The sequence below is a fragment of the Streptomyces sp. YGL11-2 genome (genome assembly GCF_050054615.1).
Lineage (GTDB): Bacteria > Actinomycetota > Actinomycetes > Streptomycetales > Streptomycetaceae > Streptomyces.
This window is the reverse complement of the sequence record NZ_JBNHIN010000030.1, coordinates 70415-91695: the sequence shown is the minus strand read 5'-3', so window position 1 is coordinate 91695 and position 21281 is coordinate 70415. Positions and strand designations below refer to the sequence as shown.

Sequence of the window (21281 nt, the reverse complement as noted above, 5' to 3'; positions counted from 1 at the left end):
CTTCGAGGTGCTTCGTCGGAGGGTCCTGGGAGGGCGCCGGGCCCGTCACGGCTGGAGCCGGCTGATGCTCCAGCCCTCGCCGCGCCGGTCGTAGCACAGCCGCTCGTGCAGTCGGTCGGTGCCGTTGGCCCAGAACTCCACGCTGTCGAGCCGGAGTTCGTAGGCGGCGAAGGCGGTGGGCCGGGGCAGCGGACCGCGCCCGGCCAGTTGGCCGGCGTGCTCGCGCAGCGCTTCGACCTCCATAAGGTCCGCCAGCGGCTCGCTCTGCCGAGAAGCCGTCGACATGGAGTGGGTGAAGACGGGGCGAGCGTTCCACAGGGCGTCGGCGTCGGCGTCGGGGAGCTTGTCGACCGGGCCGGCGACGGCGATCTGCTGGCTTGTCTCCCGCCAGTAAAGGACGCCCGAGGCCCACGGGTTGGCGGCCAGTTCGCGTCCCTTCCGGCTGCCGTCGTGGCTGAGGAAGACGAACCCCGTGTCGGTCACCTTGTTGATCACGACGATCCGGCACGAGGACCGGCCGCGGGCGTCGGCGGTCGCCAGGGCCAGCGCCCGGGGCTCGCGGACCTGGTGATCCAGTGCGTCGGCGAGCCACCGGCGCAGCAGGTCCATCGGCTCGGGTGGCGGCGTGCGGAACTCGGGGAAACCGACCTGCACCGTCGCGGTGAGGGACTCCGACCTGGTGCTGCTCATGAATCTCCCTGGGTACGGGTGTCGAAGGGGCTGCGGGTGCTTGCGGCGGTCACAGTCGCAGCGTCCCTTCGATCACCACAACCCCGTCGCCTCCCACCTCGACCGAGTCGACCCGGTCACCGGCTCCGTGGGCGAGCGCGTGCATCGGCGAGGGGCGGCCCATCTCGACACCCTGGGTGATCACGATCCGCTGTCCGTACTCGATCAGGCCGTGGCGGGCGAGATGGATCGCGATGGGCCCGGCCGCCGAGCCGGTGGCCGCGTCCTCGACCACTCCGTATGCGGGTGAGAACATCCGGCTCCGCCAGTTCGCTCCGGATCCGGCGAAGCAGTTGGCCGCCATGTCGGGGAACTGGGCGAGGGCTCGGTGGTCGGGGGTGAGGGCCGAGAGCTCCTCGACACTGCCGAGGGCGACGAGGACATGACGCGGGCCGTTCCGGTAGATGTCCACGGGGAGCGCGGTATCGCGCACCCCCAGCGCCGCCAGCAGTGCGTCCCGCTGCGCGAAGGGCTCCCAGGTCGGCACCGGCTGCTGCATCCAGGCCGCGGTCACCGTCCCGTCCCCGCGTTCCAGCTCGAAGGGGATGAGCCCCATCGCGGTCTCCAGCTTCAGCTGGTCCGCCTGGACGCGGTTGCCCAGGGCTATCGCGGTGCCGAGCAGCGGGTGCCCGGCGAAGGGGAGCTCGTTGACCGGGGTGAAGACCCGGATGTGCGCGTCGCCGCCCTCCTTCGGCAGGAGCACGAAGGTGGTCTCCGAAAGGTTCATCTCCCGTGCGATGCACTGCATCTGATGTGCAGTCAGATCGTCGGCGCCGAAGTAGACGGCCACCGGGTTGCCCTTGAGCGGCTCGGTCGCGAAGGCGTCGACGACTACGTAGGGGTACATCTGGTTCTCCCGCTGTTCTGTGGTCATGTGCCGAGCGCGTCCCGCACACTGGAGGCGAGAATGCGTGGTCCGTTCTGGGTGAGTACCGACTCGGCGTGGAACTGCAGGGAAGCGAAGCGCGGGCCGCGCAGCGCGTACACCTCTCCGGTGTCCGGATCACGGCTCACCTCCACCACCCCCACTCCCGCGACCTCGCGTTTGTCCTCGCGGCTCCGGGTGGCGAACGTGTTGTAGAAGCCGACCCGTTCCCGGCGGCCGAAGAGATCGATCTCCTTCTGCAGACCCTGGTTGGGGGTGGGCAGGCGGGTCACTTCGAAGCCGAGCGCCAGGCTGAGCACTTGATGGCTCAGGCATACGGCGAGGAACGGGCCGCCCCGCTTCACCAGGGTGCGCACCGCCGTGTGCAGATGGGCGATCTTGCGGTGACTCGTCTCGCTCGGGTCTCCGGGGCCCGGCCCCATGACAACGAGCTCGTGATCGTCGAAGGAGTACTCCTCGTCGAAGCGACGTACCGTCACCGTCAGCCCCATCGCGCGCAGTTGGTGGCCGATCATGGCGGTGAAGGTGTCCTCGGCGTCCACGATCAGCACCCGGCGGCCGTCGAGTCGGGGCAGCGGCGCGGGGCGGCCGACGGTGTCGCGCAGCCAGAAGCCGGCGATGGAGTCGTTGCGCCGCTCCAGAGTGGCACGGACGTCGGGGTGGGCGGCGAAGCGCCCGGTGCCCCCGGACTCCAGGGCGGCCACCAGCCCGGACGCCTTGGCTCGGGTCTCGGCGGCCTCGGAGGCCGGATCGGAGTGGCGCACGAGGGTGGCGCCGACACCGATGCGTACCCGGCCCGAGCTGTCGATGTCCGCGGTGCGGATGAGGATGGCGGAGTCCAGTGCCCGCCCGCCGCGCTCGTCCCGTCCGATGAGCGCGGCCACTCCGCTGTAGTAGCGGCGTCCCTCCGGTTCATACGCCGCGATGACCCGGCAGGCACTCTCCAGTGGTGAGCCGGTGACGGTGGGCGCGAACATGGTCTCGCGCAGGATGTCGCGCACGTCGTGCGCGGTGCGGCCTTCTATGAAGTACTCGGTGTGGGCGAGGCGGGTCATCTCCTTGAGGAAGGGGCCGGTCACGCGGCCACCCGTCTCGCAGATCCGGGCCATCATCTTCAGTTCCTCGTCGACGACCATGTACAGCTCGTCGGTCTCCTTGCGGTCGGCGAGGAAGTCCATGACGCCCGGGAGCGTGGGGCCGGTGGGCGGGTAGCGGTAGGTGCCGCTGATGGGGTTCATCACCGCCCTGCCGTCCTCGACGCTGATGTGGCGCTCGGGCGACGCACCGACGAAGGTGTGCTCGCCCGTGTGGATGAGAAACGTCCAGTAGGCGCCCGCCTCCCGCTCGACGAGACGGGTGAAGAAGGACAGCGCGCTGTGCGGCCCGTAGTCGGTGATGTCCGCGACGAAGGAGCGTTTTATGACGAAGTTGGCGCCGTCGCCGACACCGATCACGTCGTCGACGACATCCTGGACGGTCTTGCAGTAATCGTCGTCGGCCACGTCGAAGTGCCCGCCGCTCAGTGCGGTCGGCACCTGGGGGATCCGGGCCAGTGCCTCGGCGAGGGGCAGCCGCTGCTGGTCGGTGACGGTCAGCGCGATCAACGGAGCGCCATCGTCAGGAGCCTCGTAGCCGCGCTCCGCGATCTGCCGGTACGGGATGACGGCGAGGACTTCGTGATGGGCGCCGGAGAGCCGGGACGGCTCGTCCGGCAGCGGGATCCCGGCGAGGGTCTCCGGCGTCGTCACCTGCCCGACGAGCACGTCGAGGGTGTCGGCCCCCTCGGCTTCGGGCCGGTACAGCAGGGCGAAGGCCGCCGGCCGGTCCGCCAGGACGCGGTCGAGCAGATCGCCTTCCCCGGCGGGAGCGGTGGTACTGCGCCCGGTCATGCGAAGACCTCCTTCGCCGTGGTGACCATCGCGCAGCGCTCCGCGGCGTAGCTGACGGCCAGTCGGTGGTAGTGCTCGGAGAAGTCGGCGACGGCATCGGCGACGAAGAAGGTCCGGATGTCATGGGTGAACGCCTCGACGGCCGTCATCAGGACCCCGACATGGGCGTAGACCCCGCACACGATCAGCTGGTCACGGCCGCTCTCCCGCATCCGCTGCAGGAGCCCTGACTTGTGGAACGCGCTGTAGCGCCACTTCGTCAGCTGCCAGTCCGCTTCCTGTGGCGCCAGCTCGTCGACCACCTCGCGGTCGGCCGGGTCCCTGCGCATACCCGGGCCCCAGAAGTCCTTGAGCAGGCCCCGCTGTTCCTCGGTCATGCCGCCGGGCTGGGCCGTGTACGCCACCGGAACACCGAGGGAAGCGCAACGGTCGCGCAACGCCGCCGCGTTGCCGACCAGTTGGTCGCGGACACCGTCCGGGAAGGGCGCCAGGAAGTAGCGCTGCATGTCGTGGACGAGCAGGACCGCGCGGTCCGGGTCGGGCGTCCATGTGGCGGTGTTGACGGGCAGGTCGCCCGCGGTCGGAAGCGCATAGGGCTCGATGAGGGGTATGCCGGTCATGGCTTTGCCTTCCCATACCTGACTCGGGGCTCTGACACGTCCGGGGGTCAGGCGTTCCAGGCGGAAACCACCGAAACAGCCTGTCGCGGATTGAGCCTCGGATCGCAGAACGTCGTGTATTTGTCACCAACGTGGCCGAGTTCGGTGTCGCCGGAGACGCACTCCGTGACGTCGTCGGGTGTGGTCTCCAAGTGCAGACCGCCGCATACGCCGCCGGCGCCCAGGACGGCCTCCTGGAAGCGCCTCACCTCGCGGGAGACGGTCTCCACATGGCGGGTCTTGTTCCCGTCCGGCGCCGCGACGGTGTTGCCGTGCATGGGGTCGGTCAGCCAGATGACCGGGTGGCCCGCACCGCGTACAGCCTCCACCAGCCGTGGCAGCCGCTCGGTGATGCGGTCGTCTCCCATGCGGGCGATGAGGGTGAGCCGGCCCGGCTCGCGGGCCGGGTCGAGCCGCTCACAGAGCGCCAGCAGCTCACCGGGTTCCATCGAGGGACCGACCTTGCAGGCCACCGGGTTGCTCACCCGAGCCAGGAGTGCCACATGGGCACCCTCCAGCTGACGGGTGCGCTCGCCGATCCAGGGCCAGTGCGTGGAGCCGAGGAACAGCTTGCCCCGCTCGTCGATGCGGAGCATGGGGATCTCGTAGTCGAGCAGCAGCGCCTCGTGACTCGTCCACACCAGCGGTCCGATGGGGTTGCGTCCGGCGGCGCGCCCGCGCCATCCCAGGTGTTCCATGATGTCGCCGGCGGCCATGTAGCCGGTGAGGATGCGCAGCGGATCGGGGCGCCTGGTCTCCGGATCCGGCTCGGGTCCGTTGACCATGTGGCCCCGGAACACCGGGACTTCGACGTCACTCACCGTTTCGGTGGCCTGGGAACGGGGCTTGGCGAACTGGCCCGCGATCCGTCCCACGCGGATGACCGGCCGGTGCGCGGTCATCTGCAGTGTTCCGGCGAGCAGGTCGAGCAGTGCCGCCTTGCGCAGGACATCGTCAGGCGTGCACTCCGCGGGATCCTCGGCGCAGTCCCCGGCCTGTACCACCATGGCTTCGCCGGTGACCACGCGGGCCAGCGAGTCGCGCAGCAGACGCAGATCGGCGGCCTGAACGAGCGCCGGCCTCGCGGCCAGCGCGTCCCCCACACGATCCACCTGCGGCATGTCAGGCCATTGAGGCTGCTGCAACGCCTCGCGGACACGGATATCACGCAGGACTTCGTCCACAGGGGGTCTCCTATGTGGCGGTGGAGGGCCGATCAAGTGGGTATGCCTGCGCGCTTGATCTCCGGAACGGGAATGTCGAGCGCACGCAGTTGCTCAAACGGGTTCATGAACTCCCGCTGCAGCTTGATCTTTCCGTTCTCGAACTCGAACGAGTGCAGAAAGTGGTTCTGGTAGTAGCCCTCGGGGTAATCGGCGAAGCGGATCTTGCCGCGACCGTCGCACTCCACCCAGAAGCGGTTCGGGTCCTGGGTCTCGAAGACCTCGATGTTGTACCACTCCCAGTCCGGGAAGGTCTTCAGGGACCACACCGCGTGCTCGCCGAGCCGGTCCCGGCCGTTGATGCTGATCGGGGAACCGGTGTCGGTGGTCCACAGACCGCCCCGGCCGTCCTCCGTGAACAGGGTGTGGCGCTGGAGCCGGTCCTGGCCCCTACAAGCCATGTACTTCTCCACGATCGCCCGGTTGCTCCGGCGTAGTTCGGCCTCGTCGGCGAAACCCTGGGACTGAGCGGATTCGGGCATGCTGGCCCTCCAAACTGTGCAGTGCCGAAAGGAATGACGGGCCCTGGGCGATGGACCATGCATGAATCGCAGGGCCGAGGGGAATGTGCACTGGTCCCCGTGGCCGCAAGTCTCGCCGGTCTCCGGAAGCCGTTCAAGAAACAGCGGTTCAGCTCGACGTCAGCCTCAGTCATGTTCGGCGAAGGCTCCGCAAGGGTGTGCGAACATCGTCAGATGCCTGCCAACTCCCCGTTAAATCAGGGACAGATGGCGCATCGGGCTCGAAAAAACATGGAAGCTTTACTCGGTTTGTGACGGGGCCCGGACGGCACCGGCCATCGAAGAACCGCCGCTACCGGCGTACTCGCACCGGCTTTCCGCCCCGACCCCTTTTGCATGTCTCGTACGACTCGACGAGCCGTCCGCTGCAGGTCCGCGTCGGCCCACGATGGAAAGGCACGCCGGCAACCATGCGATTTCTCTTCATGACGACGCCCGGGTTCTCGCACACCGTCCCTCTCGTCCCGCTGGCCCACGCGGCCCGGCTCGCCGGGCACCAGGTGCTCTTCGCCGCGGGCGGACCGGCACTGCGCGCCGCGACCGAGGCGGGTCTGTCCGCCGTCGATGCCGCGCCCGGCCAGGACATCACCGCCCCTTACGTGAGGCTCGCGTCCACCGCCATCGGCGAGGAACTGTCCGTGGAGTTCGTCATGCGGCAGGTGTTCGGCGCGTTCGGCGACATCGGGGACATGATGCTGCCGGGCCTCGTGCGCACCGCCCGGGACTGGGCGGCCGACGTGGTGCTGTACCCGCCGATGCTGCCGGTGGGACTACTCGCGGCACGTGCGGCCGGCAGCCTGGCGGTGGAGCACGGCATAGGTCTGCGCCATCCGATGTTCCCGCTCCTCACCGACGTGGTCCCCTCCGTGGCCGCTGAGGCGGGAGTCGCCGAACTGCCGCGCCACCCCGACGCGGAGCTCAGCCTGGGCCCTGAGTCCCTGGAGAAGATCAACCCGACCGCGCCGCGGGAAGCGGTGCCGTACGAGCTGCTGACGATGCGCCCCAGCTCGTACAACGGCGGTGGACGAGTGCCTTCGTGGGTGCTCGCGGCACCGGAACGTCCGCGGATCCTGGTGACGCTCGGCTCGGTACCCGCCCACAACGACACCCAGGTCCACCTGCTGCGGGAGGTCATCCGGGGCGCCGAGGAGCTGGACGCCGAAGTCGTGGTGACGTCCGGCGGCTCGGACCTGACGGCGAAGCTGGGGCAACTCTCCGCGCGGGTGCACCTGATGGACGAGTTCCTGCCGCTCAGCGCGGTGCTGCCCAGCTGTGCCGCCGTCGTCCACCACGGCGGGATGAGCACCATGTTCTCCGCCCTCGCCGTGGGCGTCCCTCAGGTGGTCATCCCCACCACCAAGGGCGACGCGCTGACCAACGCCCAGGTCGTCGGGAAGCGTGGCGCGGGTGTGGTGGTCGACCCGGCCGGATGCACCGCGGCAGTGGTGGGCGCAGCGCTCCGCAGCGCGGTACGGGAGCCTACCTTCCGCGCGGTGAGCGAGGACGTCGCCGCCGAGCTCGCGGCCATGCCCGACCCCCTCGACGTCGTCGAGCAGCTCGCTCGGCTCGCCCGCGCACACCGCGCGTAGCCCCTCCACCCCCACGGAAAGACATCTCCATGCAACTCACCGTCTTCGGCGCCACCGGTGGGACCGGCCGTCTCGTCGTCGAGCAGGCCCTGGACACCGGGCACGACGTGCGGGCCGTCGTCCGCACGCCCGCCAAGCTGCCCCTGCAGCACCGGAACCTGCAGATCATCAAGGCCGACGTGTTCGACCCGGAGGCACTGAAGCCCACCCTCGCCGGAGCGGACGCCGTCATTTCCGCGCTCGGGGCGGTGGGCCGAAAGGACACCGGGCAGGTCTGCGCAAACGGCGTCCGCAGCATTCTGGCGGCGATGGAAAGCACCGGCGTGCACCGGATCGCGGCCATCAGCGCTCAGCCGGTGCTGCGCTCGGGAGCGGGCGAACCGCTCTGGTTCCGGATGACCGTCACCCCCGTCATCCGGGCCATCTACCGGAACACCTACGCGGACCTGGAGCGGATGGAAGCGCTCCTCGCCGACAGTGCCGCCGAGTGGACCGTGCTGCGTCCGCCCTACCTGACCGACAAACCAGGCACGGGGCGGTATCGCACCGCCTTCGAAGCCAACGTCAGCGGCTCCAGTCTGACCCGCGCCGACCTCGCGACGGCGCTGCTCACCGTCCTGACCGATCCAGGCACCATCCGCCACGCCATCGGCGTCGGAGCCGCATAGCGCGTCCGCCGTGCGGCATCCGGGCCGGGGACCGGCCCGTGGACCAGCCGGACCTCCCGAGGAGAAGGACCATGCCCCAACCCGAAATCCGCACGGATGCAGGGCCGACGAGCCCGGGCCCGGAAGGCGCTGGTGCCAGGCGTCGCTGGTGGGCGCTGGTCGTCATCGGTCTGGCCCAGTTGATGGTCGTGCTGGATGCCACGATCGTGAACATCGCACTGCCGTCGGCACAGTCGGCGCTCGACTTCTCCGACGGCGACCGGCAGTGGGTCCTGACCTCTTACGCACTTCCCTTCGGCAGTCTGCTGCTCCTGGGCGGACGCGTCGCCGACCTGTTCGGCCGCAAGCGTGCCTTTCTGATCGGCCTGGTCGGCTTCGCCGGCGCGTCCGCGGTCGGCGGCGCTGCCACCGGCTTTGCGATGCTGGTGGCAGCGCGGGCCGGACAGGGGCTGTCCGGTGCACTGCTGGCACCCGCCGCGCTCTCCCTGCTGACCACGACATTCACCGACCCGGGCGAACGCGCCAAAGCCTTCAGCGTCTTCGGCGTCATAGCGGGCGCAGGAGGAGCGGTCGGCCTGCTGCTGGGCGGAGTACTCACCGAGTACGTGAACTGGCGCTGGTGCCTCTATGTCAACCTGGGCTTCGCGCTGGCGGCCTTCGTCGGCGGGGCGGTGGTGCTCACCGGGACCCGGCGCATCACGGCACGGCCCAAACTGGACCTGCCCGGCACTGTGGCCGTCTCCGCCGGTGTGTTCAGCCTGGTCTACGGCACCGCGAACGCCGAGCTCGACGGCTGGAGCGCCCCGTCGGCCTGGGGCTTCCTGGTTGCCGGCACGGCCCTGCTGGTGGTCTTCCTGTGGTGGCAGAGCCGGGCACCCCAACCACTGCTACCGCTGCGGGTGTTGCTGGACCGCAACCGTGGCGCGTCCTTCCTCTCGATCCTGGTCGTCGGCTGCGGGCTGATGGGGATCTTCCTGTTCCTGACGTACTACCTCCAGCAGAGTCTGGGGTACTCGGCGCTCAACACGGGTCTGGCCTTCCTCCCCATGATCGGGGCGATGGGTGTGGCTCCGGTCCTGGCGGCCGGCCTGGTGCCCAGGATCGGCCCCCGCCCGGTCGTTCCCGTGGGGATGGCCCTGACCGCCGTGGGGCTGGTCTGGCTCACCTCACTCGATCTCGGCAGCAGCTATCCGACGGGCGTGCTGCCCGCGTTGCTGGTGGTGGGTGCGGGGCTCGGCGGGGCGATGGCTCCCGCGATCAACCTGGCCACGTACGGCGTCGACGCCGAGGACGCCGGTGTCGCATCGGCGACCGTCAACATGGTGCTCCAGGTGGGCGGTTCCCTCAGCCTGGCGCTGCTCAACACCCTCGCCACCGGTGCCGCGTCCGACTATCTCCACCGGCGGGGCCACTCCGACGCCGCGGTGCAGGAAGCGGCGCTACGCAGCTACGCGACGGCCTACTGGTGGTCGGCGGCACTCTTCGTTGCCGGAGCCGTCATCAGCTTCCTGCTCTACCGCCGGGGAAAGGTCGACGTGGATCCGCAGGGCGGGCACGCCGTCCCCGCGTGAGACCACCCGCTTCCCGCCGTTCAGGGCCCATGACCGGCCTCCTGACGCGCCTCGGCCCCGGTCGGACGGCACCCGGGGCCGGCGGCGACTTCCCGGGCTACAACTTGACGGCACCGGCATTGACGCAGGCGAGCAGAGTGCGGGCCTGAACATTGAGGTAATGGCCGTGTGCGGTGAGCGAGTTGAGCTGGCCGACGGTCACCCACTGGTAGCCGCTCCGCGGATTCGGGGCGGTGTCGCCCGGACCCTCCGCGTCGGCGGCCACGAACAGACAGCGGCTCTCCGCGTTCAGGAACCTGCCGCCCTCCTCCGAGTGCAGCGCCTCATAACGGATCCGTCGCGGCTCCGCGGTCAGCACCGTGTCGAGGAACGGCGGCCTCGCGCCGGCCGGCAGATGCTCCCAGTTCCCCGGCGTCGCCTGGACGGTCGGCGCCAGTTCGACGGTGTCGAGGTACCCGGCCTCCACCTTGGCGTGGACCAGCAGATGCGGTACACCACCGATGCGCCGGAACAAGAACGCCGTGACACCCGTCCCGCACGGCTCGAACAGGGGCTGCGCCCATCCGGTGACCTCGCGGTTGCCCGCTTCGACCGAGACGCCGGTCACCCGGAAGTACCGGCCGTCCGGGCGCCCAAGGCCGTGGGCGTCGTGCTCCCAGCCATCGACGTCGGCCAGCGGGACGCGGTGGATCTCGACGTCGTGGCGCGCTCGCTCCGCCGTGAACCAGGAGAGCAGCTCCGTGTCGGAGCACAGCGCGCCCGCCTCCGGCGCGGACATCGGGAAGCAGGAGATGACCGTACGGGCATCCATGTTGACGACATTGTCGAGCCGTAGCAGCTCGCCGATCTGCCCCAGGGTCAGCCAGCAGAAGTCGTCGTCGAGGGGGACCTCGGCGTCGGTCTCCACCAGCATGTTGCGGTTGGCCTTGCGGAAGAACCAGGAGCCGTGCTCGGACTGGAGCGAGTCGGCCAGGACCCGCCCGGAGCCCGGCTGGACGAAGTGCTGGAGGTATCTGACCGCCGAACCCTGGTGGACCCGCCGGTAGTTGCTGCGGGTGGCCTGCACCGTGGGCGACAACTGCAGGATGTTGCGGTTACCCGGCTCCATCTTGGCCTGCATCAGGAAGTGCAGGACGCCGTCGAACTCCTTGGCCAGAATGCCGAGTATCCCGACCTCCGGCTGGTGGATGATCGGCTGGCGCCACCTCGGCACCGGGCCTTCGCCGACCGAGACGGACACCCCCTCGACGGAGAAGAACCCACCGCTGCGGTGGACGAGGTTGCCGGTGCCGGGCTCGAAGGACCAACCGTCCAGGTCGCCGAGCGGCACCCGCTCCACCGTGAACCGGTGGGCCCGGGACCGCCCGGCGAGCCAGCCGGTGACTTCCTCGGTCCGCATCCAGTGGCCGCTGCCGGTCGCCGCCGCGGACCGGGACAGTCGGGCGGACAGCGTCTGTTCGGCTCGCGGGCGCAGAAGCGTGGGTGCCTTCACTTCGGGTCCCTCTCCGCTTCGTCCGCGAGGAAGGCGACCGTGCGCCGCAGCGCCTCGGTGAGCGGCGTCTGCGGATCCCAGCCGGTGACCCCCCGGAACGCCGAGGCGTCAATGGTGACGCTGGAGAAGTCACCGGCCTCCGCGTGCGCGGGCGGCTCGACGGCGAGTACCGGCACCGGCGGATTCCCGGTCCGCTCGGCGACCAGGGCGGCGATCTGCTCGAACACACCGCCCAGCGGCCGGCCGGCACCGGTACCGAGCAGCCAGTGCCGCCCGGCGAGCGCCTCGGCATGGCGCACGCCCGCGGCGACGGCGCGGGCCAGGTCCTCCACGTAGAGCAGATCGCGCCGGACCGTGCCGTCGTGCCACATCGTGATCGGGTCACCGGCCAGCGCCCTGCGCACCATCGCGGTGATCACGCCCCGGTCCCGTGCGGTGGAGTCCGGGCCGTAGCCGAACACCGTGGGCAGCCTGAGCGAGGCGCCGCACAGGACACCACGGGCATCCGCGTCCAGCAACAGCCGCTCGGCGGTGAGTTTCTGGCGGTCGTACTCGCCGGCGGGCAGGTCCTCCTCCGTGCCGTCGAGGACGACCTTGTCGCAGGGGCCCACCTGGGACGCGGCGCCGGTGAAAAGCACCTTGGTGCGTGGTCCGCCGGCCCTGTCCGCCAGGGCGCCGACGAGGTCACGGACCAGGCCCACGTTGACCCGCTCGGCCGCCGCGTCGCCGTCCTCGATCCGCCAGGTCGACGTACCGGCGCTGTAGAGAACCGCATGGACGACGGCCTCCGCTCCGGCGACGGCCGCGGCCATCTCGCCGGGCTCGGTCAGGTCGGCCGCACGCACCTCGACGTCGGCGCGGGCCACGGCCGGAACGGCTGCCGGGCGCCGGGAGACGGCCCTGATGCGCACCGGCTGCCTGGCCAGTTCGCGCAGTACCGCGGAGCCGACGAAACCAGTGGCGCCGAGGACGGTGATCAGCGGGGGGTTCACAGCCACAGCCGGTCCTCCGCCTTCTTGCAGATCTCGTACTCGGGCAGCAGGCCGCGTTCCTCGGCTTCGGCCAGGGTGGGCGCCGAGAGGTCCCGCTCCGACTGAACCGGCACGCAGTCCTTCGGGAAGGGGAGGCCCAGTGCGGGGTCGAGTGGCGAGACCGCGCACTCGTTCTCGCGCACGTAGCCCTCCGACATCAGGTACACCACCATCGAGTCGTCCTTGAGGGACAGGAAGGCATGCCCGACCCCGACCGGGAGGTACAGGGCCCGGCAGTTGTCGCCGCTGAGCTCGGTCGTCTCCCATCGGCCGAATGTCGGTGAGCCGACCCGCAGGTCGACCAGGTAGTCCTGCACCGTGCCGTAGGGGCAGTAGACGTACTTGGCCCGGCCCGGCGGCGTGGTGGTGTAGTGGATGCCGCGGAGCACTCCTCGGGCGGAGATGTTGTGGCTGACGTCCCGCACCGGGAAGAGCGGTCTGCCGATGCTCTCGGTGAAGGCCGCGTCCTGGAAGGGCGAGGTGAACAGACCACGGTCGTCCCGATATACCGGGGGCGTGAACGCGAAGGCTCCGTCGATGCCCAGCTTCTCTGTCTGCACGATGCTCACTGCTTTCACTGGTGTGTTCGGGAATCGTCGACGCACTTCACAGCGCTGCCAGCACCTCGCGCAGAGCGCTGATGGTCCGCTCCTGCACCGCCTCGGGCAGCGAGGGGTACATCGGCAGCGAGAAGATCTCGCCGGCCAGCTTCTCGGTGACCGGCAGCGACCCCTCGGACCAGCCCAGACGAGCGAAGCCGGACATCGTGTGCACCGGCCAGGGGTAGCTGATGTTCAGTGAGATGTCATACGCCTTGAGGGCTTCGAGGATGTCGTCGCGCCGCGGGTGGCGGACGACGTAGACGTAATAGACATGTCCGTTGCCGTCATTGGTGGCCGGCAGCAACAGCCCGCCGGGCCCGGTCAGGTCGCCGAGGCCCTCCTCGTAGCGGCGGGCCACCGCGTTGCGTCCCTCGACATACGCGTCCAGACGGCCGAGCTTGCGGCGCAGGATCTCCGCCTGCACCTCGTCCAGGCGGGAGTTGTGGCCCGGTGTGCGGACCACGTAGTAGACCTTCTCCATGCCGTAGTACCGCAGCTGCCGTAGCGCGCGGTCGGTCTCCTCGTCGGAGGTGATCACCGCGCCACCGTCGCCGTAGGCACCGAGCACCTTGGTCGGGTAGAAGGAGAACGCGGCGGCGTCGCCCATGGTGCCGGCCAGTCTGCCGTGGTGGCGGGCACCGTGTGCCTGGGCGCAGTCCTCCAGGATCTTCAGGCCGTGCTTGCCCGCGATGCGCTTCAGCGGTGCCATGTCGGCACACTGACCGTACAGATGGACCGGCAGCAACACCTTGGTACGGGGCGTGACGGCCGCTTCGACCTGGTCGGTGTCCATGAGGAAGTCCGACTCCCGGACGTCCACGAAGACCGGTGTCGCTCCGGTGCCCATGATGGCGACGACCGTCGGCGCCGCGGTGTTGGACACCGTGATGACCTCGTCACCGGGACCGACGCCCAGCGCCTCCAGACCGAGCTTGAGGGCGTTGGTTCCGTTGTCGACGCCGGTGCAGTATCCGGCGCCGTGGTAGCGGGCGAACTCCTCCTCGAAGCCCTTGACGCTCTGGCCAAGCACCAGTTGGCCCGATGCGAAGACCCGCTCGACGGCATCGAGAATGTCCTCCTTCTCCTTCTCGTACTCCGCCAGGTAGTCCCAGACGTGGACGGTCACAGGTTCTCCTCATGGTCGTCGTGTCGTGCGCGGGCGGCTGCCGGCCGGGGCGGTGCCCCGTACGCCGCAGGCGGGCCGAACCACCGGTGCAGGGCTTCGGTCAGGCCGCCGGCGTCCGTGCCGGTCCAGGCGACATGGCCGTCGGGCCGGACGAGTACGGCAGCGGTGCCGACGAGCGCGTCGCCCATGACCGGTTCGGCGGGGGTGCCGGTCACCGTCAGCACCCGGTCCTTCCAGCCGGCCGCCGCCGCGCGCGTCCCGGGGTCGTCGGTGAGATCGAGCAGTACGCCCTGGGCAGTGTGCAGCAGGGCGGTGGTGGAGGTGGGGCCGGCGGCGGTCGCCAGACGGCGCGGTGGCAGGCGCCTGCCCAGCAGCGGATGGCTGCCCTCACCCATGTCGTAGCGGACGTCCAATCCGCTGACCACGCCCGCGAGATGGCGTTTGACGTCGTCGTACGCGATCAGCTCGGCGAACAGCGCGCGCAGCGGGTCGGCCTCCTCGCCGCCGATGTAGAGCATGCCTTGGACGCGGGTGTTCATCAGCAGCCTGGCTCCCACCGGGTGGCGCTCGCTGCCGTAGGTGTCGAGCAGGCCGGGCGGTGCCCAGCCCTGCACGGTCGCGGCGAGCTTCCAGCCGAGGTTGACCGCGTCCTGCACGCCGGTGCTCAGCCCCTGGCCGCCCGCGGGGAGGTGGATGTGCGCGGCGTCCCCGGCCAGCAGCACCCGGCCGCGCTGATACTGCGTGACCTGGCGGGTGGTGTCGGTGAAGGAGCTGACCCAGTCCGCGGTGCCGCCGCTGATGTCCTCGCCGGTGATCCTCCACCAGGCGTCCGCGACCTCGGCGAAACCGGGCTGCTGGGAGCGTTCACCCGCCGGAACGCCGTCCGGGCAGACGATGACGCGGTCCACGCCCTCGCCGAGGGGAGCCGCCATCACCATGCCGCCGGGCAGCCGCTCGCCGAGGAAGCGCGGCCGGATCCCGCAGCCGACCACGTCGGCCAGGTACATCTCGCGACCCGCCGGGGTACCGGGGAAGTCGAACCCCGCCCTCGTGCGCACCGCGCTGCGCCCGCCGTCGCAGCCCACCAGGTACGCGCCGCGCAGCCGGCGGTCTCCCTTGGCCGCACGGGCGTTGATCTCCACGGCGTCGCCGAGGTCGGTGAGCCCCGTCAGCTCCCAGCCCCGCCGGATGTCCGCGCCCAGCGAGCGCGCCCATTCCTCAAGCACCGCCTCAGTGCGCGACTGCGGGACGCCACGCGCCCCGAAGTGGGCGTCCTGGAGAACGGAGTAGTCGAAGAGAATGCCGCCGAAGTGTCCATGCGGGCTGGCCGCGAGGTCAGGACCGAACCCGGCGAGGAGGCCGCGCTGGTCGAACACCTCCATGGCCCTGGCGGTGAACCCCAGCCCCCGGGACTGGCCGGTGGGCTCGGGGAGCTGCTCCACGACGACGACACGTACGCCGCCCAGGCGCAGTTCGCCGGCGAGCATCAGACCGGTGGGTCCGGCGCCGACGACGATGACGTCCGTTTCCTCCGTGCCCTCTTCGGGGTCTGTCGGTGCCGCTCGCGGCGGAGTGCCGGGTGCTCCCGTCGCCATGGGTCTTCCCTTCCTGTGTGGGGCGTTTCCGGTCTTTCGTGCGATCGGGAGGCCCGCTCGCTCGGCGTCAGCACCTGTCGCGCGGGGGATGCGGACGGTCGGGGCGCGGCGAGCACGCCTCCTGATCCTTGGTCGGCTTCCACCAGCCGGGGTTGTCGCGGTACCAGGCGACGGTGGCGGCGAGGCCGTCGTCGAAGGGCACGCGCGGCTCGTACCCGAGCTCGCGGATCTTGCGGTCGCTCAGGGAGTAGCGCAGGTCGTGTCCCTTACGGTCGGCGACGTACCGCACCGCGGAGGCATCCGCTCCGCACAACTTCACGAGGCGTTCGGTCAGATCGAGGTTGGTCAGCTCGTTGCCGCCGCCCACGTTGTAGATCTCCCCTGCTCCACCGCGGGTCAGGACCAGGTGGACAGCGCGGCAGTGGTCCTCCACGTGCAGCCACTCGCGGCGGTTGCTGCCGTCCCCGTAGACCGGCACCGGCTCGCCCTCCAGCAGGTTCGTGACGAACCGTGGAATCAGCTTCTCCGGGTGCTGGTGGGGGCCGTAGTTGTTGGTGCACCGGGTGATGGACACATCCAGGCCATGGGTACGCCAGTAGGAGCGTGCGATCAGGTCGGAGCTCGCCTTGGACGCGGCATAGGGGGAGTTCGGCAGCAGCGGGCTCTGCTCCGTCCACGAGCCCTCACTGATGGAGCCGTACACCTCGTCCGTGGAAACATGCACCACGCGCGCGGTCCCGGCGCGTACCGCGGCCTCCAGCACCGACTGGGTACCGCCCGCGTTGGTCCGGACGAAATCCGCTCCCCCGTCGACCGATCGGTCCACGTGTGACTCGGCGGCGAAGTGCACCACCGCGTCGTGGCCCGGCAGCAGTCCGGTGAGCAGTTTCCGGTCGCAGATGTCGCCGTGCACGAAGTCGAGCCGCTCATGGCGAGCGGGAAGGTTGTCGCGGTTGCCTGCGTAGGTCAGCTTGTCGAGTACGGTGACGGCCGGTTCACCGGGCCCGTACGCGCCCGACAACAGCGAGCGGACGTAGTGGGAACCGATGAATCCGGCGCCCCCGGTCACCAGGATCCTCATGACGCCGCCTCCAGCGGCTCGGCGGCGCCGAGGCCGCCGTCGGGTGCGGTGCGGAGCCGTCCGGTCTCGGTGATGTCCATGACGTACTGGCCATAGGGAGACTTGGCCAGTGCCCGGCCGAGGCGGTGGCAGGTCTCCCGGTCGATGTAACCCATGCGCCACGCGATCTCCTCGATGCAGCCGATGCGTACGCCCTGACGGTGCTCCATGATCTGCACGTACTGGCTCGCCTCGGTCAGCGCGTCGTGGGTACCGGTGTCCAGCCATACGAAGCCGCGCCCCAGCTCGACGAAACCGGCCTTGCCACGCGCCAGGTAAGTGAGGTTGACATCGGTGATCTCCAGCTCGCCTCGCTCGGACGGGCGCAGCGAGCGCGCGATGTCGACCACGTCGTTGTCGTACAGGTAGAGACCGGTGATCGCCAGGTTGGAGCGCGGCCGGGCGGGCTTCTCCTCGATGGACACCAGCCGTCCCGTGCCGTCGGTCTCCCCGACGCCATAGCGCTCGGGGTCACGCACCGAGTAGCCGAACAGCACGCAGCCGTCCACGTTCTGCGCGCGGTCCCTGAGCAGCTCACCGAAGCCGGGGCCGTGGAAGATGTTGTCGCCCAGCACGAGCGCGACGGAGTCGTCCCCGATGTGGTCGGCCGAGAGGATGAAGGCGTCGGCCAGGCCCCTGGGCTTGTCCTGCTCGACATAGCTGAGCGTGAGGCCCAGAGCGGAACCGTCGCCGAGCAGACGCTGGAATCCGGCAAGGTCGCCGGGGGCGGAGATGATCTGGATCTCGGTGATGCCCGCCAACATCAGTACCGACAGCGGGTAGTAGACCATGGGTTTGTCGTAGACCGGCAGCAGTTGCTTGGAGACCCCGAGCGTGATCGGGTGCAGCCGCGTGCCGTGGCCGCCGGCCAGGATGATTCCTTTCACTCCCCCGCCTTTCTGAGGGTCCGGGCGTTGCAGGGCGTCATCGGGCGGCCGGCGTCGCGTCCGCCGCGGGTTCGCCGAACCAGCGGTGCAGTGCGGCGACCGACCCGGCCGAGTCCGCTGCCCTTCCGTGTGCGGCCCAGACGACATGGCCGTCCGGGCGTACCAGGGCGGCGCCGGTGCCAGGCGGCAACTCCTGAGCGGCCGGCTCCGCGAGGAGGGCCGTGACCGGCCGGACCCGGTCCGCCCAGGGTGCGGCGGCGTTGAGGAGCCCGGTGTTGCCTCCGCCGGTGAGATCCAGCAGGATTCCCCGGCCGGCCCGCAGAAGGGCGAAGGTGGTGGCCGGGCCCTCATCCGTCACCAGCGCGGCCTGCGGCAGGCGCGCGCCGAGCAGCGGGTGGTCGCCGGTGCCGTCGAAGCCGTAGCGGATGTCGACGCCGGAGATCATCCCGGCCAGATGGGTGCGCACGCCGTCCAGCGGGAGCAGTTCGCCGAACAGCGCACGGAGCGGTTCGGACTCGACACCGCCGAACAGCAGGCCCGACTGGGTCTCGATGTTGGCGAGGACCCGCCGTCCGACCTCGTGACGTTCCGTGTGATAGCTGTCGAGCAGGCCGGGCGGAGCCCAGCCCCGGGCGGCGGCAGCGAGCTTCCAGCCGAGGTTGGCCGCGTCCTGCAGGCCGAGGTTGAGTGCCTGGCCGCCGATCGGCGGCTGCCGGTGCGCAGCGTCTCCGGCGAACAGCAGGCGGCCGTGCCGGTAGTGGGTGAGCTGCCGACTCTCGTCGCCGAAGGAGTTGAGCCACAGGGGCGTACCGCCGGTGATGTCCTCACCTGTGACGCGCCCCCAGGCATCCGCGATCTCGTCGAAGTCCGGCGCGGTGGTGCGGTGTCGGGGTGCCGCACCGAATTCGTGGACCATCACACGGGTGACGCCGTCGCCGCGGCGGGCGGAGACGGCCAGCCCCCCGGCGAGGCGCTCGAAGCGCCGGTCGGGGATGTCGATACCGGCCAGATCCGCGCGCAGCAGCTCGCGGCGGGCCCCGTGTCCGGGAAAGCCGACCCCGGTCAGGCGGCGCACGGTACTGTCCTCGCCGTCACAGGCCACCACGTACCCGGCCCGGACGCGGACCGGGCCGGCCGGCGCCGCCGCCTCGGCTTCGATGTGGTCCTCCCGCACGGTGAGCGTGGCCAGTTCGTGCCCGCGCCTGATGTCGGCACCGAGGGAGCGCGCCCACTCCTCCAAAAGCTCCTCGGTCCGCGTCTGCGGCACCTTCCACTGCCCCGCGTACGGTCCCGGCAGTGTCAGGTCGAGCGGAATGCCGCCGAAGTGACCGCGCGGCTCGCGGGGTGGGGCGCCGAGCGGGCCGAGCAGCCCGCGGGCGTCGAGGATCTCCATGGTCCTGGCGTGCAGGGTGGTTGCCCGCGATTCGGTCGTCGGGGCGTCGCGCCGCTCAAGGAGCACCACCTCGGCGCCGGCCAGCCGCAGCTCTCCGGCGAGCAGCAGCCCGACAGGGCCACCGCCGACGACGAGGATCTGTGTGGTGCAGGCGTGGGACTGCTCGGCTGCTGCCACTGTCAGCGCCTGCTCTCCGCGTAGTCCTTGGCATGACCAAGGGTGGCGAGGCTGTTGGTGCTGAGTGCGCTGTGCACGTAGTCGCGGGCATCGACGACGGTGGCCCCGGCGCCGAGCACCTTCGCGATGTTCTCGGTGTTGAGGACGACGGTGTGCTGCGAGGAGGCGGCCACCCGGCCGTCCTCGGTCTCGCGGAACGTCCAGTAGCCGGTGTGCAGGTTCATCAGCGCCGGCAGGGTCACCTGCTTGTAGCCGATCTTGTCGTGCGGGAAGCAGACCCGGTACGACCTGGTGGTGTGCGTCGACCCGTCCTTGGCGCGGGTGTCCATCCGCAAGGTCTGCAGGCCCGGCGTCTCCTCCGTCAGCTCCACGGCCGCCACATGCGGCAGTCGCTGCGGCCACAGCTGCGCCTCGTTGATGAACGCGTAGACGTCCCGGGCGGAGCCGTCGATGTGGACGGTGTCCTCGAAGGAGAACGTCAGCTCCGCTTCCGCGTGGGCGCGTTCGACGTTGGTCTTGAGCGCGGCCAGTTCCGAACGGGAGTTACGGTCCACGGCCCGGGCTATCCACGCCAGTCCGTCCGGGTCGTCGTCGATCGCCCGGTAGTCGTGCAGCAGCCGGACGCGGCACGACGTCGCGGTCAGCGGCTCGATGATCCAGCCGCCGCCCATGGCGGCCACGGGCGGGGTGGACACCTCCTGACGGAAGTCGATGCGCAGCGACTCCGCGTCGAGCGTGCGGCGTGAAGTCCAGTTCTTCGCCTCGCCGTTGGCGAGGGCCCAGATCTGGATGCGCTCCTGGTCGCCGTCGCGTTCCAGGTGCTCGACGTAGAGGGTGGGCGGGAAGATCCTGGGCCAGTTCTCCACCTCGGCGATCAGCCGGTAGACGTCCTCGGCCGGGGCCTCGACCGTGATCTCGTGTGCCACCTCGCGCAGACCGTTCGCTGTCATTGCTGCCTCTCCTCGGGCTTCGGTCGGTACGGCTCAGAAGTTGCCCAGGCCGCCGCAGACGTTGAGAGCCTGGGCGGTGATGGACGCGGCGGTGTCCGAGGCCAGGTAACCGACGAGTCCGGCGACCTCCTCGGGAGTCGCGTAGCGGCCCAGCGGGATCTTCGCCTGGAATTTCCGGAGGATGGCATCCTCCGTGGTGTCGTACGCCGCGGCGTACCCCTGGCGCACGCGCTGCGCCATCGGTGTCTCCACATAGCCGGGGCAGACCGCGTTGACGGTGATACCGGTCGGTGCCAGCTCGTTGCCCAACGCCTTGGTGAATCCGACCACGCCGTGCTTGGACGCGGAGTAGGGAGCGCCCAGCACCACGCCCTGCTTCCCCGCGGTGGAGGCGATGTTGATGATCCGACCGCGGCTCTTGGTCCGCATGCCACCGGTGTTGAGCACCTCTCGGGTCATCCGGAACACGCTGTGGAGGTTGGTGTCGATGACGTCGTACCACACCTCGTCGGTGATGTCGGCGGTCACCCCGCCGCCGCTGCGGCCGGCGTTGTTCACCAGGACGTCGACGCCACCGAAGCGGTCGATGGCGGCCCGGACGAAGGACTCCACCTCGGCGTCCCGGCGCACGTCCAGGGCTGCGCCGTCGGCGGTGTGCCCCTCCTCGCGCAGCCGCTCGACGGTCGAGGCCACGTTCTCCGCGCTCCGCGCACCGATGAAGACCCGGTGGCCGGCGGTCGCCAGGGTCCGGGCGACAGCGAGGCCGATGCCGCTGGTGGCGCCGGTGACCAGGGCGACCCGCTGCTCCTGCTGAGACATACTCGCTCTTCCTTCCGCGTGGTGGGTGGTGGGGGATGAGGGGTGTGGGGACGGTCGCACCGGTCAGGCGGCGGCGAGCAGCCCGTTGACGGCGTTGATGAGTTCCCGCGGGGTGGCCGTGCCGCTCACCGCGGTGTCATCGAGGGCGATGCCGTACTCGCGCTCGATGCAGCTGCCTGTCTCCAGCAGCGCGAGGGACTCGTAGCCCAGTTGCTCGAAGTCGCTGTCGAGGATGTCGCCGTCGAGGCCGAACGCCTCGTCCACACCCGCGACTTGCCGGAGGATCCGCTTGAGGTCGTCAAGGGTGAATTCGTTGGTGGTCACGTCACTTCCCTCGCTTTCGGTATGAGGTGT

At 70.1% G+C, this 21281-nt stretch carries 20 protein-coding genes; 3 read left to right on the top strand and 17 right to left on the bottom strand.

The features are described 5' to 3' along the window. Positions 1-45: 45 nt before the first annotated feature. Genes phzG through ACO1BR_RS28900 form a run of 6 tightly spaced genes read right to left on the bottom strand, consistent with a single transcriptional unit; the run spans position 46 to position 5868 of the window. Positions 46-690, bottom strand: coding sequence for a phenazine biosynthesis FMN-dependent oxidase PhzG (phzG, locus tag ACO1BR_RS28925; protein ID WP_426798042.1), 645 nt, complete (start codon positions 688-690; stop codon positions 46-48). Between the two features lie 49 nt (positions 691-739). Next, positions 740-1603, bottom strand: a complete 864-nt coding sequence (locus ACO1BR_RS28920; protein ID WP_426798041.1) for a PhzF family phenazine biosynthesis protein — start codon at positions 1601-1603, stop codon at positions 740-742. Next, positions 1600-3504, bottom strand: coding sequence for an anthranilate synthase family protein (locus ACO1BR_RS28915; protein WP_426798040.1), 1905 nt, complete (start codon positions 3502-3504; stop codon positions 1600-1602). Before ACO1BR_RS28915 ends, ACO1BR_RS28920 begins: the two co-directional genes overlap by 4 nt. Next, on the bottom strand, positions 3501-4124 hold the full coding sequence (locus tag ACO1BR_RS28910; RefSeq protein WP_426798039.1) for an isochorismatase family protein: 624 nt from the start codon (positions 4122-4124) through the stop codon (positions 3501-3503). The genes ACO1BR_RS28915 and ACO1BR_RS28910 overlap by 4 nt, the downstream gene beginning before the upstream one ends. Positions 4125-4171: 47 nt before the next feature. Continuing rightward, positions 4172-5347: a 3-deoxy-7-phosphoheptulonate synthase gene (locus ACO1BR_RS28905; protein ID WP_426798038.1), complete on the bottom strand. Its 1176-nt coding sequence runs from the start codon at positions 5345-5347 to the stop codon at positions 4172-4174. A 32-nt stretch (positions 5348-5379) separates the two neighbouring features. Then, positions 5380-5868, bottom strand: a complete 489-nt coding sequence (locus ACO1BR_RS28900; RefSeq protein ID WP_426798037.1) for a PhzA/PhzB family protein — start codon at positions 5866-5868, stop codon at positions 5380-5382. A 449-nt stretch (positions 5869-6317) separates the two neighbouring features. On the opposite strand from ACO1BR_RS28900, the gene ACO1BR_RS28895 reads away from it, so the two are divergent. From ACO1BR_RS28895 to ACO1BR_RS28885, 3 genes are all read left to right on the top strand, one after another. Then, positions 6318-7496, top strand: a complete 1179-nt coding sequence (locus tag ACO1BR_RS28895) for a glycosyltransferase (RefSeq protein ID WP_426798036.1) — start codon at positions 6318-6320, stop codon at positions 7494-7496. Positions 7497-7525: 29 nt separating this feature from the next. Then, a complete protein-coding gene (locus ACO1BR_RS28890; protein WP_426798035.1) occupies positions 7526-8164 on the top strand; it encodes an NAD(P)-dependent oxidoreductase in 639 nt (212 codons plus the stop codon). Between the two features lie 71 nt (positions 8165-8235). Beyond that, positions 8236-9735, top strand: a complete 1500-nt coding sequence (locus ACO1BR_RS28885) for an MFS transporter (protein WP_426798034.1) — start codon at positions 8236-8238, stop codon at positions 9733-9735. A 97-nt stretch (positions 9736-9832) separates the two neighbouring features. Here the strand turns inward: ACO1BR_RS28885 and ACO1BR_RS28880 are convergent, their stop codons facing one another. From ACO1BR_RS28880 to ACO1BR_RS28830, 11 genes are all read right to left on the bottom strand, one after another. Further along, positions 9833-11227: an NDP-hexose 2,3-dehydratase family protein gene (locus ACO1BR_RS28880; protein ID WP_426798033.1), complete on the bottom strand. Its 1395-nt coding sequence runs from the start codon at positions 11225-11227 to the stop codon at positions 9833-9835. After that, positions 11224-12225, bottom strand: coding sequence for an NAD-dependent epimerase/dehydratase family protein (locus tag ACO1BR_RS28875; protein WP_426798032.1), 1002 nt, complete (start codon positions 12223-12225; stop codon positions 11224-11226). Before ACO1BR_RS28875 ends, ACO1BR_RS28880 begins: the two co-directional genes overlap by 4 nt. Next, positions 12216-12818 (bottom strand): dTDP-4-dehydrorhamnose 3,5-epimerase family protein, encoded by a 603-nt coding sequence (locus ACO1BR_RS28870; protein ID WP_426798031.1) that lies wholly within the window; start codon positions 12816-12818, stop codon positions 12216-12218. Before ACO1BR_RS28870 ends, ACO1BR_RS28875 begins: the two co-directional genes overlap by 10 nt. Positions 12819-12864: 46 nt before the next feature. After that, positions 12865-13986, bottom strand: a complete 1122-nt coding sequence (locus ACO1BR_RS28865) for a DegT/DnrJ/EryC1/StrS family aminotransferase (protein WP_426798030.1) — start codon at positions 13984-13986, stop codon at positions 12865-12867. After that, positions 13983-15581 carry an FAD-dependent monooxygenase gene (locus ACO1BR_RS28860; protein WP_426798029.1) on the bottom strand — a complete coding sequence of 533 codons (1599 nt, stop codon included), beginning with the start codon at positions 15579-15581 and terminating at the stop codon, positions 13983-13985. Before ACO1BR_RS28860 ends, ACO1BR_RS28865 begins: the two co-directional genes overlap by 4 nt. 67 nt (positions 15582-15648) lie before the next feature. Next, the gene (gene rfbB, locus ACO1BR_RS28855; RefSeq protein ID WP_426798028.1) at positions 15649-16662 is read right to left on the bottom strand and encodes a dTDP-glucose 4,6-dehydratase; all 1014 of its coding nucleotides are present in this window, start codon (positions 16660-16662) and stop codon (positions 15649-15651) included. Next, positions 16659-17588 carry a glucose-1-phosphate thymidylyltransferase RfbA gene (gene rfbA, locus ACO1BR_RS28850; RefSeq protein ID WP_426798027.1) on the bottom strand — a complete coding sequence of 310 codons (930 nt, stop codon included), beginning with the start codon at positions 17586-17588 and terminating at the stop codon, positions 16659-16661. The genes rfbB and rfbA overlap by 4 nt, the downstream gene beginning before the upstream one ends. Positions 17589-17625: 37 nt before the next feature. Further along, positions 17626-19158, bottom strand: coding sequence for an FAD-dependent monooxygenase (locus tag ACO1BR_RS28845; protein ID WP_426798026.1), 1533 nt, complete (start codon positions 19156-19158; stop codon positions 17626-17628). A 2-nt stretch (positions 19159-19160) separates the two neighbouring features. Next, on the bottom strand, positions 19161-20108 hold the full coding sequence (locus tag ACO1BR_RS28840) for an aromatase/cyclase (RefSeq protein ID WP_426798025.1): 948 nt from the start codon (positions 20106-20108) through the stop codon (positions 19161-19163). A gap of 33 nt (positions 20109-20141) precedes the next feature. Further along, the gene (gene fabG, locus ACO1BR_RS28835) at positions 20142-20927 is read right to left on the bottom strand and encodes a 3-oxoacyl-ACP reductase FabG (protein ID WP_426798024.1); all 786 of its coding nucleotides are present in this window, start codon (positions 20925-20927) and stop codon (positions 20142-20144) included. A 63-nt stretch (positions 20928-20990) separates the two neighbouring features. After that, positions 20991-21251, bottom strand: coding sequence for an acyl carrier protein (locus ACO1BR_RS28830; protein ID WP_426798023.1), 261 nt, complete (start codon positions 21249-21251; stop codon positions 20991-20993). Between the last annotated feature and the right edge of the window lie 30 nt (positions 21252-21281).